The sequence below is a fragment of the Virgibacillus salexigens genome (assembly GCF_014905415.1).
In the GTDB taxonomy this organism is placed as follows: domain Bacteria; phylum Bacillota; class Bacilli; order Bacillales; family Amphibacillaceae; genus Virgibacillus; species Virgibacillus salexigens.
The window spans coordinates 39,606-56,095 of record NZ_BNEO01000002.1 but is presented as its reverse complement, the minus strand read 5'-3'; the positions used below and the strand labels follow the sequence as shown (position 1 = coordinate 56,095).

The window sequence follows — 16,490 nt, the reverse complement described above, 5'->3', positions numbered from 1 at the left end:
TAGTAGCAATTCCAAAAAAACTTTAAATTCGCTAAAAACCTCTTAAAATACCGTAATATACGGATTTATACGGTATATAATTAAGAATCCTTCCAGATGAGCATACATTTCAAGGTTATTAACCTAAGTTAATAGAATGTATATAAATGAAAAGGAGTAACCATTTTTTAACAAGAAATGGTTACTCCTTTCTATTATGAGATTGTAGGAAGAGGTTCTTTTGTTAATGTATTTTTCTCTACCTTCCCATTCTTTATAACTACTTGTACCGTATCATTATTTGCTAATGAGTGAATATCCTCTAAAGGATTTCCTTGTACAACAATAATATCTGCAAGCTTTCCTTCTTCCAATGTGCCAAGTTTATCCTGCCAACCTAAACAAGCTGCCGCTGTTTTAGTTGAAGCTACGATGGTATCCATCGGACGCATTCCAATATTTTTCATTAACCCAAGCTCACGTAGATTGGTACCATGTTTCATTACTCCAGCGTCTGTCCCCATTGCAATCTTCACTCCTGCTTGATGAGCTTTAGCAATACTCGCATTATGCTGTTCAATTACTTCTCTTGATTGTTGTACGGAGGCCTCTGGCATACCTGCTTCTTCAGCTGTTTCCAATACTGCTAGTGGTGCAAGCAATGTCGGAACAAGATACGTATCATTTTTAATCATTAATTCAATTGCTTCATCATCAAGGAAAATGCCATGTTCAATTGAATGGACTCCTGCTCTAATCGCATTCTTTATTCCTTCAGCTCCCTGCGCATGAGCCATTACTTTGACACCTTTACGGAAGCGTGCTTCTTCTACAATCACTTTTAATTCTTCTAAGGAAAATTGAGTGAATTCAGGGTGATCTGTGGCACTTAAAACTCCGCCAGTGGCATGAACCTTAATTACCTCTGCACCAGCTCGTAACATTTCCCGTGTCTTTTTACGAACTTCTTCCACACCGTCACATTTTCCACCAGGCATGCCAGGGTAACCAGAAGGCAGTAAATCAAATTCATTACCAGATACCGTATAACCATCTCCGTGTCCACCTGTAATCGTTAATGCGTTGATACTTAATTGCAACCTTGGACCTTCAATCAGCCCATCTTCGACCGCTTTTTTTACACCGAGGTCAGTACCTAATGCATCTCTTACAGAAGTAATACCAGCATGCAATGTAGTTTTTAAATAGTTGGCTGCTTGGTAATACATAAAAGAAAAAGGAGTTGCTAATCGGTCAGCAATCGGCGAATATTCCATCATCATATGCACGTGTGTATCAATAAAACCAGGTAATATACTGCCACCTTGAGCATCTACTACTGCCTCATCTCCAGATTTCGCATAGCCTTCTCTTTTACCTACATAGATAATTTGCTGACCATCAATAACAACGATTGAATCTTTTAATGGTTCTTTTCCAGTACCATCAATTACAAGACCATTTTCAATAATTATTTTACTCATTTAACTTCCCCCTTATAGTGTTTGAACCAAAAACCCTGCAATAACTACAGATGCAACTGTAACAGTTGTAAAGCCACCAATGAGCATAGGAGCTAGTAATTCATTAAATATAATTTTCTCTTCTTCTTCATTTCGTGCAGCACTTCGACTAACTTCTTCACATAGAAGATAGTCACCTGGAAAGCCGAACAATGCAGTCAATGCAACTGGCATTCCTTTTAATGGATCCCATTTGACCATCTTAGAAACAATAAATCCGCCCAACGCAATACCGAATGTTCCCAAAATTAGCATTAAAAGAATACTTGGTAAATTGGTGAGCACTTCTTGTGGTGTTACATCTGCCATTGTACCAATTACTACAAAAATAATCGCAATCATCGTAATTGTAAATGAATTTGCTCTTTCTAATGTCTTTGTTTCGAAAATACCAATTTTTAGTCCTGCTATACCAATCGCTAAACACCATAGTGTAGCATGAATAGGAGTTACTTCTCCTAAAGCAGTACCAATAGCTGCACCTACGAATATATAAAATAACTTAAGTACCGCGCTTTCTCTTAAGGGGCTAACTTTTGCTTTCTCTTTGGTTGCAGCAACCTCATTTGCCATTGGAACAAAAGTTCCATTATCCAATTGGCTCTGTATTTTCACTGCATATTTGCGCATGAAATTTAGTGCAAGAGGCATCCCCAACAATCCTTGAAAAGCTACGATTAAAGCCGGAATAACAACTAAACTTGATCTCCCAATAGATGCAAGTTCTTCAGAAGTAATGAGCAGCGCAATAATTCCACCGCTTAATGGACCCACCCCAGCAATCGCCGTGCCATAATCAAATACGAGCGAAACAATAACAAGAATAATAATTCCTGATACAATAACTCCACCAAGTGCAATCAATATCGCTTTTACTTGGCTTTTTAACAAAGATAGCGGAATCATCGTCCCCATATGCAAAATAGCTGGTCCTATTAGAATTGCCCCAAGTGCTGCAAATTGTGATTTATCCAATATATCGCTTGGAAAAATGCCTGTCCATACACAAATTAAAAAACCTACCATTGCTGTTAGCAGCATCGGAATTCTTGCTCTTGAAATAATGGAGAGCCATTCTCCTAGGGCAATTAATGCAAAGATAAATGCAGTAGCAATAAGTGGATTACTTAACAAGAGAACCCCTCCTTGAAAATAATATTATTTAATATATCACTGCGATATTTTTTGTCTATACTGTTTTTTTAGACAATTTATTACAATTTTAATATTAAAAGTAAATTTATTTTTTTAATTTATCTGCACAAATTCTTACATACCACCTTCGTAAGCGGTTACTTAAAAATAGGACAAAAACAACAAAAAAGTTTAAAAAATGACAATAGATGACCAAAAATTTTTTATCTCCTTTCTAAAGTATAGCAAGGAGCCCACTACTCAATAGCAATAATTGCATAGGTTATTAGTGTAGATAGTAGCAAAAAGAGGTGATCGTTCGTGGATAATAAAGATAATCGGTCAGTACGTCCGGAGCGTAATCCATTTCATGGTTTGATGGAGCAAATGGATGCGTTTTTTAACGAGTCAGCAAAGAATTTTAATACGCTAGTCAGACGCCCCATTAACGTTCGCACCTATGAAACACAATCAAATCTAATTGTTGAAGCAGAATTACCTGGATATAAACGTGACCAAATTCAATTAGAGATTATAGGAAACCAATTACGTATTGCAGTTGAAGATTTTTCATCTAATGAGCAGGAAAAAAACTACCGTGGACAACGTGCAGAACGAACAATTACGATTCCATTCACAATATCGGAAAAAGAAACAAAGGCTGACTTAAACAATGGAATATTACGCATAACTATTCCTAAAAAGAATTCAAGTAGACGATTCATTGATATTAATGATTAAGTCATAAGAAACACCATTTTATCGTTAAAATGGTGTTTTTTATTGATATAATGAACAGTAATTACATAATTTCAGATCCTCTTGTACCCATTTCGCAAAAATGAATAAATAAATTTTCACATTATCTAGGTGGATTGATTATGTTATTCGCTGTAATTACAAACAAGGGTGCTCAATCTATGATACAAAATGTAAAACTATTGGTTATTACCGAGCTTTTTCTGTTCCTTTTATTTCCTCTACTCTAGATGAAGTAGTATGATCCTTATGAATCCCTTCGATTCTTTTAGGAATTAGTAATAGCAAGATTAGCGATACGGCCACTAAGGCTATATAAATCCATGTTGTATTGGATATCGCGCTTACACCATCTCCTTTAGCTGCAAACATAGTAAAAACAACTAATGCAAAAGAAGCGCCTAGTCGTTGTGCGACGTTTTCTATAACGGTATTTGTAAATGTTACGACATTAATACGTGCAGTATCAGCCTTTGAAACAACAATCGATTTTAAGACAGGTGCTAAAGAACCAGAACCAACACCTATTAGAATCATCGAAATAAACAAATGTAAATTTGACGTTAATATGTTCACCGCAATGAGCATTATTAATCCTAGTGCAAATAATGTAATCCCTCCGCCGAGCATCTTCCGAACTGTAAATCTACCCATTATTTTCCCACTGATTATTGCTGCTCCTGCCGAACCAAGAAATATTGCCATTTGTAAGAACCCAACCGTAGTAGCAGACTTACCTTGAATGTCTTGAACAAAAAACGTTAATAAATACATAACCCCAGAATAGCCTACAAAAATTAGACCAGCGATTAATGTAGGCACCCAAAAATTTTTATTTGCAGCATATTTAATATCTAAGAGGGGATATCTTTGCTTTCTTTCAATGATTATTAAACTAAACAAGCCAATTGCAAAAATTGCTAATGACGGCAGCCAGGATCCTGAAGAAAATCCGTACCGATTAATAAATGTTGGAATGGTCAATATCCCAACTAAGACAATCAATACAAATAATAAACCCATTACATCTAATTTCCTCGTACCTGGAGTTTCTACATTAGGTACCCCAAGCCAAAATAAGAAGAATGCTATCATTCCAAATAGCGCAGTTACCCAAAAGGTTGAATCCCAACCAAAAAGGTCAACAAACGATCCACTTAAAAGCGGACCAAACAATGCACCAATGGTCATAATAGAAGTAAATAAGCCAATAGATCTCCCTCTTTGCTTTCCTGTAAAAAGCGTTCCTGCATATGCTACACCAGCAGGAGCAATGGCCGCTCCAGCTAATCCTTTAAAAAACAGTCCAACAACCAGTAACCAAAATGCAGGGGATAACGCTACCAAGACAGAACCAACGACCATAAATAAGGCGCCCATTAGAATAACTCCTTTAATACCAAAAGCGTCTCCACACCAGCCGAGAAGTGGCTGAAATCCCGTAAGACCGAGAGCAAGGCCTAGCTGCATCCATACGGCTGATCCAGCAGTCAATTGAAATTCCTCTAACATATGTGGGTATGCTGGGAGATGCGTTGCTAAACTGAGCATAATAAAAAATGCTCCAATACAGATAACATATAGACCTCTTAACGACTCCGTTTCAGACTCTTTCCTATTCAATAAAAACCCTCCCCATTTTCCATTAAATCTCTTAACATTTTTAACGTGTAAAAGGAGCTGTTGTCCTAAGACAGCTCCCTACCTACACAACTGGAATATGCTACTTTCCACGGGTAACGGTTCAGCCCTACTCGTGAGTGAAAACCACTCATTACGTTGACTTTACCCTGACCGAGCACATAGAAGTCTCACATTTTGTCGAATAGAAGCTAATCTTATGAGACTGTCCCTATTCATTTATCTTCAATTTCTATGACACATGATTTTTCCCTTGTGTACTCTAAAATAGTGTCTGTACCATAGCCACTTTCTTTAAAACCACCAAACGGCAAATCTGCCCCCACTCTACTATAAGTGTTAACCCACACGTTACCTGACTCAATGTTTTTAATCATCCGATGGGCTCGGCCTAAATTGCTAGTCCAAACACCTGCAGCTAAGCCAAAGTTCGTATCATTTGCAATCTTTACTGCCTCTTCTTCTGTATCAAAAGGTATAGCTACCGCAATTGGACCAAATATCTCTTCCTGGCAAATTCGGTAAGAATTACTATCGACTTTGAACAAAGTTGGTTCTACCCAATAACCATTAACAAATTCAGGTTTGTCAGGCAGCAACGTATGACCACCAGTCCGACCCCCAAAAACAATTTCTCCTTCTTGTTGACCTAACTCAATATATGAACACACTTTGTGATATTGAGGTAAATTAGCAATCGGTCCCATCGTATTTACAGTATTCAATGTATCTCCATATTTTACTGCTCCTGGAGTCTGCATTTTCTCTTTAATTTGTGCTATTAATTCATCATAAATCGTTCGTTGAATTAAAATTCGTGACCCAGCTGCGCAAATTTGTCCAGCATTCGGAGTATAAATTGCATGAATTACACCGTTAATCGCTTGCTCAAAATTCGCATCTTCAAAAATGATATTGGGTGACTTTCCGCCCAATTCAAAGATTAGTGGCTTTAGTGTAGAAACGGATGCTTTTGTAATAGCTTGTGCTGTCCCTTTTGAACCTGTGAGACTTACTTTCTTCACTTGCTTATGACTAACAAGAGACTCCCCTATTTCAGATCCTAAACCTGATATAACATTAATAACTCCCAGTGGAAGTACTTCAGCAAGAATTTCACCATACCTTAGAGAAGCAACAGCTGCATGTTCAGAAGGCTTGATAACCACTGTATTTCCTGCAGCAAGTGCATATGCAGCTTTAATCGTAAATGTAAAAAGAGGTGCATTCCAAGGAAGAATCCCTAATACGACTCCGAACGGTTCCCGTAACGTATAACCAAAACTACTGGTTCCTAACTGTACAGTTTCTCCTTTACCGCCAATTAAAGAAGCAGATCCAGCTGCGTCATACCAAATTTGTTTTAAAACGATAGTTAAGTATTGGAATTCATCTAGCACCCAACCGTTATTCTTAGTTTCCAATGTTAGTAGTTCTTCACCATATTGAGGAATTAAATCGCCAATACTCCTTAAATAATCTCCTCTTTCTCTAGATGAAAGACTTGACCAATTTGTGAAAGCATCATTAGCTGCACTAACAGCTTGCTCAACATCATCTTTCGTACTTAATGGAATCTCTGCCCATACATTTCCTGTAGAAGGATCGATACTATCCATTGTTGCTCTAGTTGAAGAAGATACCTGCTCTCCATTAATAATATTATGATACTGTTTAATTTCATTTTGAACTTCTACCATTCGTACCACCTGTCCTTTCATTTATCCCGGATATAACTGGCAGTAAGACCCCCTCTTCAACCCTACGATGTGAGGCCCAGAAGGATAAGCGGGGGATCCAACTGAAAGTCAAAAGTCCGATTCTGTTCAGAGGCCTTTAGGTCATAACCTCGCGGCACTAACAATCAGTGGGTGAAAAGAAACCCCTCCACTGATTGAAGGTTCACGTAATTTAATCCCCTTCTTTAATTACCATGCCAAAGCTAATGCAACCTGCTCATTATAATCTTGGGATGAACCTAAATAATTTTCAAAATAGCGAGCTCGTTTTAGATATAAATGACAATCTATCTCTTCTGTAAAACCAATTCCTCCATGAATCTGTATATTTTGTGAAGCTGAACGAATGTAAGCTTCTGCTGCAAATGACCTTGCACTGTAGATTGCAGCTGCTCGATCATCAGAACTGTTTTCCAGTGTCCAGTTGGCATAATAACTTAATGAACGAGCTGTTTCTAATTCCAATTTCATGTCTACGATTCTGTGTTTAATTGCTTGGAAACGACCTATTGGCTGACCAAACTGTTCTCGAATTTTCGCGTACTCCGTTGACATTTCTACTACCCGATCCATTCCTCCTACCATTTGAGAGCTAAGTGCAGCATTTAAGTAGAGCAACCCTTCTTGTAATAAAGACCATCCTTGGTTTATAGGCCCAACCACCTGGTTTATAGGTACCGCCAAACTATTGAATTTAAGTTCTGCTAAGTGCTTGCTTTCGTCTACACACTTCAGATTGTTTCGTTTAATTTCTTCTGAATGATCAACTAGGACTAACGATAATCCTTCTTCTACTTCCTCACCTGTACGTACTAAAAGAATATAGATATCAGCAATATCTCCACCAGATACTAATGTCTTCACCCCATTAATAATAAGTGAATCCCCGTTAATTTCAGCTGAACATTCTACCTCGTCTGGGTTAAAACTCTTGTTTGGTTCGAGCCATGCAAGTGTAATTTTTTTTGACCCAGATGCTATTTGCGGCAAATAGTTTTCTTTTTGTTCCGTCGTTCCATATAATTCTAATAAAGGTACAGCAAAAGCCATTGTTTCCAAATAAACCCCCGGTAATAGAGAGCGACCAATTTCTTCAAAAAAAGGAACTAAATCAAGAGAACTAAGTCCAAGTCCTCCATATTCTTCTGATATATTAATAGAAGTGCACCCAAGATCCGTTAATCCTGAATGAATGTCAAGAAATCCTTGTAGATCACCTTTGATAAAATTACGAGCAACTTTGGTCTGACCAACATCATTTAGATATTTTCTTAAGTACTCACGAAACATTTCTTGTTCTTCATTCAAAGCAAAATCCATTCTACTTACCACCCTTTCAATTAACGACCTCTATCTTTTGGTAAACCTAAGACTCTTTCTCCTATCGTATTTCGTTGGACTTCGCTCGTCCCACCACCAATTGTCTGTCCAAACGAAGCTAAAAATTCATCTTGCCAAACCGTATCGACAGGCGCATTTTCCTTCCATAAAACGCCATGATGCCCTTGTATCGTTATCATAAAGCTTGCCATTTCTTTATTTAATTCACTGACAAGCAATTTATCAATGGAACTTTCTGGACCTGGATGACCTTTCTTAAGTGTGTTCGTAAGATTGCGATAGTAATTTAATAGTGATCCTCGATATCGTGCATAGAATTCAGCCATTTTTTGTCTCACGAATCTATCTTCAAGTAATGGCTTCTCATTAACATGATGTTCCTTTGCTATTTCTACCATCTCATTGAAGCGCATTTCTAAACTAAATAACTCTGCTCCAATTCCGACACGTTCATGCAGCATTAGCTCGATCATTACTTTCCAACCTTCATCAACCTCACCAATGATGTCAGCATCATGAGCGATAGCATCGGTTAAATATAATTCATTGAATTCTTGATTACCATCCATTTGTAAAATTGGTTTCGTTTCTACCCCAGATTGTTTCATATCTAATAAAAAGGCAGTAATTCCTTTATGTTTTTTCTCTGGATGATTATTTGTACGTGCTAATAGAAAACAGCGGTCCGCTAAATGCCCATAACTGGTCCAAACTTTTTGACCATTAATGATCCAGCAATCACCGTCTTTCGTAGCATTTGTTTGAATAGCGGAAAGGTCTGAACCAGCATTTGGTTCTGAATACCCTTGACACCATACTTCTTCACCTGTGAGTATGTTTTGTATATATTTCTGCTTCTGTTGCTCACTTCCTGACCGAATTAATGTTGGTCCAACCATATGAATGCCAATATAGTTGATAAGAGGAGGTGCCTTCACACGAACCATTTCCTGGTGATAGATAATTTCTTCCATAATGGTTGCATTCCGTCCGCCATACTCTTTTGGCCAGGCAATACCTGCCCATCCCCCTTCATATAGCGTTCTTTGCCAATCTCTTAGAAATTTTGAATACTCTTCCTTAGTTGTAGGGATTTCTCTTTTTCCTTCCATCCATCCATATGGAAGATTTTCACTAAGCCATGTTTTTAGCTCTTCTCGAAAAGCTTCTTCTTTTTTAGATATTGTAAATTCCATTCATTCACATCCTCATCGATTGTATTGGATTTAGTGGCAACGTATTCTATTAATCGATTGGCTTCCATTGTGGAAGAGCTCTATCCTCTGTGATATCATCCCAAACCATTTTTACAGGCATTCCAATATGCATATCATCTGGTTTACAATCTAGAACATTACACATAATCCTTACACTTGGGACATCCTCCAAGGAAGCTTGAGCGATAACCAGTGGTAGATCATCTTGAAAACCCGGTAAAAAAGGACGATACGACACAATATATGAATAGATGGTTGCTTTCACATGATCACCGAAGTCTATCCAACTAAGTCGACCTCCTCCACACTTTGCACAAGTAGGTCCAGGTGGGTGTGCATACGCTTGGCAGTCATTGCATTTTTGAATTTTTAATTGGTGACGATCTGCTGCATCCCAATAAGGGCTGTTATCTTGATTTTTAAGTGGAATTGGTTTTTGAAATTCCATTCTATCCCTCCTCATTAATAGTTAAGCCTGACTATGAATCTAGTAATCCATTTAATAATATACTGTTATCCCCTAAGTACCATCGCTCCAGCAAGGTCTGGACCACTCCAACCTGTACAAATTCCAATCTCACAATCATTAACTTGACGATCTGTATTTTTATACTGATGCCGCAACTGTCTAACAAGCTCAATCGTATTATTCATTCCATGTGTATATCCTTCTGACAGCATGCCACCAGCAGTGTTCGTCGGTAATTTTCCATCAATTCTTAAATTTCCATCTGCTACAAAATCTCCAACTTCTCCACGTGGCGCGAATCCAAATGCCTCTAATTGACGAAGGACTACCCAACTAAAACAATCATAAATGGCTGCAACATCAATGTCCCCAGGTTTTACACCAGCTGATTGATATACTTCAGGAGCAGCAAAGTCAGAAGCTACTTGAGTTAAGTCGGACCAATAATGGGCGTGTGAATGCGTTTGTCTTGCAGATAATCCCATGATATAGATAGGTTTTGAATTACCATCGTTTGCTCTGTCTGCAGATGTTACGATTACTGCATTTGCTTCATCAAGCTCCACACAGGAATCATGAATATTGAATGGATAACTAATATCCGGTGTTTCCAGGTATTTTTCCATGGTCAATGGCTTTCCATTTAAAAATGCCCTTGAATTCTTTTGCGCATGCTCATAAAAGCTCGTACAGACATGACCTAAATGTTCCTTTGTAATTCCTGTTTCATACATATGACGCGTAGCAAACATACCAAACCATTGTGAAGGGCTAGCAGAACCATATGGAATAATGAAACTCCCCTCAGGCAAAGCTGTTTGTAACATATCTGGATCATAGCCACGTCCTACACGTTGTCCTGAACTACCATTCATCGAACGAAAAATTAATACTGTGTTTAGTAAGCCTGCCTCAATTAAAGCTACAGCGTCACTAATTAACATTTCCGTGCTGCTTCCACCACCATGAATATCTTTTACATATTTTGGCCGAGCACCTAAATGAGTTGCTAATTGATGTGATGTACAAGAATCATTCTCGTTATAACTCATAAATCCATCAATATCCTTTGCTTGCAGACCAGCATCTTGAAGCGCAGCTTTTGAAGCATCTAACGCAAGGTGCAGCGGTGTAGTACCAGAATTTCTCGAACGCTCACTTTCACCTACACCTACAATTGCATATCTGTCAGTTATTCTACTCATCTATAAACCTCCTTATTTTTTCACTTGGTATTATTGAAAGCGTAGTAGTACTGTGCCAGTTCCAACTACTTCCCCTGTAGGCTTCTTGGCTTCTAATGCTAAAGATACAAACTTTTCCCCAGCTTCTTCATATCGTTTTTCTACAGTAGAGGAGCAAGTAATCTCGTCTCCTGGTTTAGTAATTGCTCCAAATCTCATACGGAAATTCCTTGTCTCTGCACGATCACCTGCAAGTTCCGTTACATATTGGCCAAGAAATCCCATAATTAGCATTCCATGGGCAATTACGCCATCCATACCTACCTTTTGTGCAGATGCATCATCCGTATGTAACGGATTAAAATCACCAGATGCACCTGCATATTTCACTAATTGGACCTTTGAAATAGGTGGCTTATTTAAAGACTCAAGCTCTTGTCCTTCAATTAGTGAGTCAAAATTTAATTCTGTTTTTAACATCACCATTTCTCCTCCTGGCATTACGTAGTTAAGCTTCTGTAAATAATATTCATCCTACTGATAGCAACCATCTGTTCTTCATCATCTTTAATTTCCGTATCTATTACTAAAAACTGCATACGTCCACTTTTTCCTTCTCGTTCATACAAATCAGTCACTTTCATTTGACATTGGAGCCGATCACCAGGACGAATCGATTGATAATAGATAAATTCTTGCTCCCCATGTAGCATTCGTTTTGTATCTAGCTGAAGTGGCAGATCTCCTCCATCTGCACCAATCGTAATTGGAAAAGTTAGAGGAGCGATAATTCCCTTGTGGGGTGTATCCTTGGCATATTGTTCATCCTTATACAAAGGATTCGGATCACCTATCGCCTCTGCAAATTGGCGAATATGTCTTTTTTCCACTTCAAAGTTATAAACTTTCCCTTGTAAGCCAATTACACTTTTATCTAATTCCATACTTTTATTAACCACCAATCTTCAATACTTTTTTGGAATCTTGTACCACCAACATTGCATCAGCCGCAACAACTTTGTTTTCATATACAATAAGAGGATTAATATCCAATTCTTTGATAGCATCTCCATAATCAGAAGCAAATGCTGATACCTTTAACAACGTATCTATAATAGGCTCTAAAGCAACTGAATCCCTTCCTCGAAATCCTTTAAGAATTGGAAAGCTTTGTAACTCTTCTATCATTTCGATGGCGTCATTCCTAGTTAAAGGTGCAATTCTAAATGAAGTGTCTTGGAAAACTTCTACAAATACCCCACCTAGTCCTAACATAATAACTGGACCAAATACGGAATCATTCGTGACTCCAACAATTACCTCAATTCCTTCAGGTAACATTTCTTGTACAGATATTCCGTTAATTTGGGCATCAGGGTTATATTCCTTAGCATTTTTTAAAATCTGATTAAATGTTTTCCTTAACTGTTGTTCATTGCTTATATTTAACGCAATTGCATGAGCATCCGTTTTATGAGGAATTTCAGGCGAGTCAACTTTTAAGACAACTGGATAACCAATTGTATTTGCCTGATTGACAGCTTCATCTAATGATAAAGCGATCGCTCTTTTCGTTGTTTGAATTCCGTAAAGATCTAAAATATCAGCTGCTTGAGACTCACTTAGAGTTGCTCCTGGTTGTAACTGCAATTCGTTTTTTCTGCTAATTTTAGGTGATGTTTGTTCATTTGCTCGTTTATTTTTTTCATATTTCTCGCTATATTGAACTAACTTTTTCAGTGCTCTAATAGGGTTTAAATCACCAGGTATTACAGGTATCCCATTTTGTTCAAGATAATCAGCTGACTTTGGAATCGACATACCTTCTAACGGAAACGTAGCAATAAGAATAAATTTATCCGTATTTCTACATATATCCACAAACTCTTTTAAGGATGGATTATCCTCCGTCCAGCCCATTGGAAATTCGGTGAAGATGATTATATCTGTCTCAGGGTCGTTAGCAAGAACCTTAAGTGGTTCAATATATAATTCTGGATTAGATACTGCTGCAGCTGCAGTTAGGTCTATTGGGTTTAAAGCGCTTCCATAAGATGGAATATTTTGTTCGATATCCTTCTTAACTTTTTCATTTAATGGATTTATTTTAAGACCAAATGCTTCGCATCGATCTGCTTCATTAATTCCTCGTCCACCGGAACTAGTAACAATAGCTGTATTTTTACCTGTAGGTAGTTTTTTGGATAAAAAGAGCTTTGTAAAAGCAATTATATCCTCATAATCATCTACCCGAATAATACCTGTCTGTTTAAATAAACCATCATAAATTTTGTCCGAACCAGCTAATGATCCAGTATGTGAAGCAGCTGCCTTACTACCTGCATTACTTCTCCCTGCCTTCATTATGACGATTGGCTTATTTTTATCTAATGCTTGTTTTGCTAATTGACGTAACTTATGAGGGCTTTTCTCCCCTTCTAAGTATCCACTAATCACACTAGTGTTTGAGTCATGAAGCATGTACTCAATTACATCGGAGAACTCGGTATCAACTTCATTCCCAACGCTTACAAAGTAGTTAAAACTTAGCCTGTTTTGTGCTGCTGCAATATAAGTCAATACACCAAATGCTCCACTTTGTGTAACAAACCCTACTTCTCTCTGTTTATTTTCTGGAACTCCTGTAAGACCAGGCGAAAACGTTGCCATTAATCCATTAGAAGTATTAACAATTCCTACACAATTAGGGCCTATTAGTCGAATTCCTGCCTGTTTTGCGATTTGATTGACTCGCTGCTGTTCTTTTTCACCTGCTTCTCCTATTTCCGAAAACCCCGAAGCATATATAATTGCGGATTTCACATTTTTTCTTGCACATTCTTGTAGGCCATTTATTACTTTGTCTGCACCTACACAAAAGATTGCTAAATCAATCTCAGTTGGTACATCTAATACAGAAGCAAAGCAATCCAAACCTTCTATGCTTTCAGTTTTTGGGTTTATTGGATAGATCTCTCCTTTAAAACCTCCTTCTATTAAGGATTTAATTAGCATATTTCCTAACTTGTTTTTGTTTCCAGAAGCACCCAGTATAGCTAATGATTGTGGATTAAACAGATTTTCAAGCTCTAAATAGGATTCCTCTTGATAAACCAATATCCATCACCTCGATTTATTTATGTTATTCGTCATGATAAATCGAGAGGTAAAAATATTATTATTAAACTAAATATCAAATTTATTTAATTATTAGGTTTTAACTAATTTCAAAAGTTGCCTTCATACAAGAAGCAAAAAGCTCATAAAAAAATTTCTAACCTATTCAAACCCGACAACAGTTCATGATAACCCCGACATGTGAATTGTTTAAACGCATAGTTAATCAAAAAAACCTCATACACCAAACATGTATGAGGGTGAAGTGCTATTTTATTTTTTAATTTCATAACTATACATCCAGCGTATTATTCTAGTTTCTACTCGTTTCGATGGTATATTGATACCTCTTTCGATCGTACTCAAATACGCAGCAGATATCTCCAATTCTTCTGCCAATTGTGATATCGTAAGCTTTTGATCTTTCCGAATAACCTTTAATTCTTTTCCAATATTACGTTCATCATCTATTGATTTTGAATATTTTGGATTAATTGTAAATTTGTTACTTTTCCCTCGCTGCTTCGTTATTGAAATATAATGCTTTTTAATGGCATCCGGAGGTTCGATAATAACCGTCGAATTCAACCATATTCGTGACCATCCTTTATTTGATGCAATCGATTCATTCCACTGCTCATATTGCCACGATGCGATTACTTCACCTTCCAATAATGCATCAAATGCTTGTTCCAATCTATCTCTTGACCTAGATGGTATTCGTTCATTTACCTTCTCCCCTATAGCACTTAATAATGTGCTTATTTTGTGAGGTTGTAAGTATTCTCCCTTTCTGGCTTGCGTTCTCCATCTCCAACTCAAATATCTTATTAATTTCTTTTCCCATTTTTTACGATAAACGTTATACTGTAAAGTTTGAATTGGTAACAATGCGATTTGCCTGCCGGTACCATATAAATACTTTTCAAATACCTCACCTACCGTAAACCTTATAGTTTGAACTCGTAATTTTCTATCAATGAATTGCTCTTTATTACGGTCATCTAAAAATTTAAATGCGCTTCCCTCTAATTTCAATTGAACAGGCTTCCCTTTCTCATACACGGTAGCCTTCTCTAAGCTAATCCATAATTTCTGTATAACAGAAAGCGCTTCCAAAATATTTTTGCGCTGTTCACTTTCATATCCTCCTCTTCGACCACTTCCTCCAAGTTTTGGTTTTAGACCTCTTAAAGCTAATAGATCATCGATTCGAATTTCTACAATATCGCTGTGATGCTGGGCTCTTGATAAATAAAAACTGCATAATGCATCATATACATCAACTGCTAATTCAAATAACCGTTCGATTTGTTTCAACGATACCACCTTGGGTACATCACTATTCTTCGCTTTTTTCTGAAAACGAATTGGCTTTATTTGCACCACTCCATCAATCACACCATTATGTAGAACCGCACTGGGCCAAGGTAAAGATGGATTATGCTGGAACCTATTTAGTGATAATGCTTCTCTTATAGTTTGATATGGAGCATTACTCATTACACGTATACATCCATCCTTAATTAACGTATAATAGATATCTTTTTGATAATTATTGCCTTTGATTGTTATTGGATCTTCAGTTAGTTCAAGCAATTGAATGATTTTATCAATCGATATATTCTTAAGTTTCAGTGAAGCAATAATTTTTTCTACCCATTTTTGAACATAATCGTCGATAATATTTGTAAACTTTACAGTGAAATCGTTATTTTCCGTAAAGTTTTTAGTTATATAATGATAAAATAATTCATTTAGTTGTTTTTCATTTAACGTATTCATTGTCGGAATACCAATTGATTCTTGGATATCCTCAAGTACCCAATTTATTAAGTATGCTTTAAACCATTTGCAAAAATCCTCCCAAACTCTATGGTTTACGAGGAATGTATCTCTTTTCAATATAATTTCGAATTTCTCAATTAATTTGCTAATATAACTTTTTTTATTAAGAATTTGGTGACTTTCAATCGGAGCGCTGGAATACGATTCATATTCCTTCAATAAATAATTTACAATATATTTTGCTATTTGTTTCATCAATTCATTTCTTGAGGCAACACGTAATTTAAAAAATAAATCTTTATTTTTTTGATAGGATTGCTCCCAAATAATGAACGTATTAGATGACTTACTACCTTCCACAATTGAGATGTTGTTATTGAATAACCGATAGCTCGGGTTATTAAAATTCCCCTCATCATAAATGCACAATACATAGAAGTTATCTATTTTCTCAGACCAAATACTAGATAGGTATTTCAAATTCTCAGAGTATACATTGTCATTATTAAAATAACTCTTTTTCAATATACATTCCCTCCGAAGGTATTTATTTTATTATTTTAACACATTTATTTATTAATTTCTTTATTTTCTAATTC

At 36.8% G+C, this 16,490-nt stretch carries 13 protein-coding genes; 1 reads left to right on the top strand and 12 read right to left on the bottom strand.

Going from position 1 to position 16,490, the window contains the following annotated elements; all coding sequences use genetic code 11:
- Positions 1-194: 194 nt before the first annotated feature.
- Together JKP73_RS07795 and JKP73_RS07790 are read right to left on the bottom strand one after the other, a co-directional pair.
- Positions 195-1,463, bottom strand: a complete 1,269-nt coding sequence (locus tag JKP73_RS07795; protein ID WP_038245506.1) for a metal-dependent hydrolase family protein — start codon at positions 1,461-1,463, stop codon at positions 195-197.
- A 12-nt stretch (positions 1,464-1,475) separates the two neighbouring features.
- Positions 1,476-2,636, bottom strand: a complete 1,161-nt coding sequence (locus tag JKP73_RS07790; RefSeq protein WP_038245508.1) for a hypothetical protein — start codon at positions 2,634-2,636, stop codon at positions 1,476-1,478.
- 321 nt (positions 2,637-2,957) lie between these two features.
- Between JKP73_RS07790 and JKP73_RS07785 the strand changes: the two genes are divergently transcribed.
- Positions 2,958-3,377 (top strand): Hsp20/alpha crystallin family protein, encoded by a 420-nt coding sequence (locus JKP73_RS07785; RefSeq protein WP_051739199.1) that lies wholly within the window; start codon positions 2,958-2,960, stop codon positions 3,375-3,377.
- 207 nt (positions 3,378-3,584) lie between these two features.
- Here the strand turns inward: JKP73_RS07785 and JKP73_RS07780 are convergent, their stop codons facing one another.
- The 10 genes from JKP73_RS07780 to JKP73_RS07735 form a co-directional block, all read right to left on the bottom strand.
- On the bottom strand, positions 3,585-5,018 hold the full coding sequence (locus tag JKP73_RS07780; protein ID WP_021291914.1) for an MFS transporter: 1,434 nt from the start codon (positions 5,016-5,018) through the stop codon (positions 3,585-3,587).
- Between the two features lie 233 nt (positions 5,019-5,251).
- A complete protein-coding gene (locus tag JKP73_RS07775; RefSeq protein ID WP_160807268.1) occupies positions 5,252-6,736 on the bottom strand; it encodes an aldehyde dehydrogenase family protein in 1,485 nt (494 codons plus the stop codon).
- A 228-nt stretch (positions 6,737-6,964) separates the two neighbouring features.
- On the bottom strand, positions 6,965-8,095 hold the full coding sequence (locus JKP73_RS07770) for an acyl-CoA dehydrogenase family protein (RefSeq protein ID WP_021291916.1): 1,131 nt from the start codon (positions 8,093-8,095) through the stop codon (positions 6,965-6,967).
- A 20-nt stretch (positions 8,096-8,115) separates the two neighbouring features.
- Positions 8,116-9,312 (bottom strand): acyl-CoA dehydrogenase family protein, encoded by a 1,197-nt coding sequence (locus JKP73_RS07765; RefSeq protein ID WP_038245512.1) that lies wholly within the window; start codon positions 9,310-9,312, stop codon positions 8,116-8,118.
- A 49-nt stretch (positions 9,313-9,361) separates the two neighbouring features.
- The gene (locus JKP73_RS07760) at positions 9,362-9,781 is read right to left on the bottom strand and encodes a Zn-ribbon domain-containing OB-fold protein (protein ID WP_021291918.1); all 420 of its coding nucleotides are present in this window, start codon (positions 9,779-9,781) and stop codon (positions 9,362-9,364) included.
- Between the two features lie 65 nt (positions 9,782-9,846).
- A complete protein-coding gene (locus JKP73_RS07755; protein ID WP_038245513.1) occupies positions 9,847-11,007 on the bottom strand; it encodes a thiolase C-terminal domain-containing protein in 1,161 nt (386 codons plus the stop codon).
- A 30-nt stretch (positions 11,008-11,037) separates the two neighbouring features.
- Positions 11,038-11,472, bottom strand: a complete 435-nt coding sequence (locus tag JKP73_RS07750; RefSeq protein WP_234447079.1) for a MaoC/PaaZ C-terminal domain-containing protein — start codon at positions 11,470-11,472, stop codon at positions 11,038-11,040.
- A 14-nt stretch (positions 11,473-11,486) separates the two neighbouring features.
- Positions 11,487-11,930 carry a MaoC family dehydratase N-terminal domain-containing protein gene (locus tag JKP73_RS07745; protein WP_021291921.1) on the bottom strand — a complete coding sequence of 148 codons (444 nt, stop codon included), beginning with the start codon at positions 11,928-11,930 and terminating at the stop codon, positions 11,487-11,489.
- Positions 11,931-11,937: 7 nt separating this feature from the next.
- Positions 11,938-14,103 (bottom strand): acetate--CoA ligase family protein, encoded by a 2,166-nt coding sequence (locus tag JKP73_RS07740; RefSeq protein ID WP_038245514.1) that lies wholly within the window; start codon positions 14,101-14,103, stop codon positions 11,938-11,940.
- A gap of 273 nt (positions 14,104-14,376) precedes the next feature.
- Complete coding sequence (locus JKP73_RS07735; protein WP_200411103.1) at positions 14,377-16,416, bottom strand: helix-turn-helix domain-containing protein; 2,040 nt, start codon at positions 16,414-16,416, stop codon at positions 14,377-14,379.
- Positions 16,417-16,490: the final 74 nt, after the last annotated feature.

Coding starts and splice junctions, on each gene's coding strand:
- JKP73_RS07770 (WP_021291916.1), bottom strand. CDS start 8,095: ATGGATTTTGCTTTGAATGAAGAACAAGAAATGTTTCGTGAGTACTTA.
- JKP73_RS07795 (WP_038245506.1), bottom strand. CDS start 1,463: ATGAGTAAAATAATTATTGAAAATGGTCTTGTAATTGATGGTACTGGA.
- JKP73_RS07750 (WP_234447079.1), bottom strand. CDS start 11,472: ATGGTGATGTTAAAAACAGAATTAAATTTTGACTCACTAATTGAAGGA.
- JKP73_RS07760 (WP_021291918.1), bottom strand. CDS start 9,781: ATGGAATTTCAAAAACCAATTCCACTTAAAAATCAAGATAACAGCCCT.
- JKP73_RS07765 (WP_038245512.1), bottom strand. CDS start 9,312: ATGGAATTTACAATATCTAAAAAAGAAGAAGCTTTTCGAGAAGAGCTA.
- JKP73_RS07755 (WP_038245513.1), bottom strand. CDS start 11,007: ATGAGTAGAATAACTGACAGATATGCAATTGTAGGTGTAGGTGAAAGT.
- JKP73_RS07745 (WP_021291921.1), bottom strand. CDS start 11,930: ATGGAATTAGATAAAAGTGTAATTGGCTTACAAGGGAAAGTTTATAAC.
- JKP73_RS07775 (WP_160807268.1), bottom strand. CDS start 6,736: ATGGTAGAAGTTCAAAATGAAATTAAACAGTATCATAATATTATTAAT.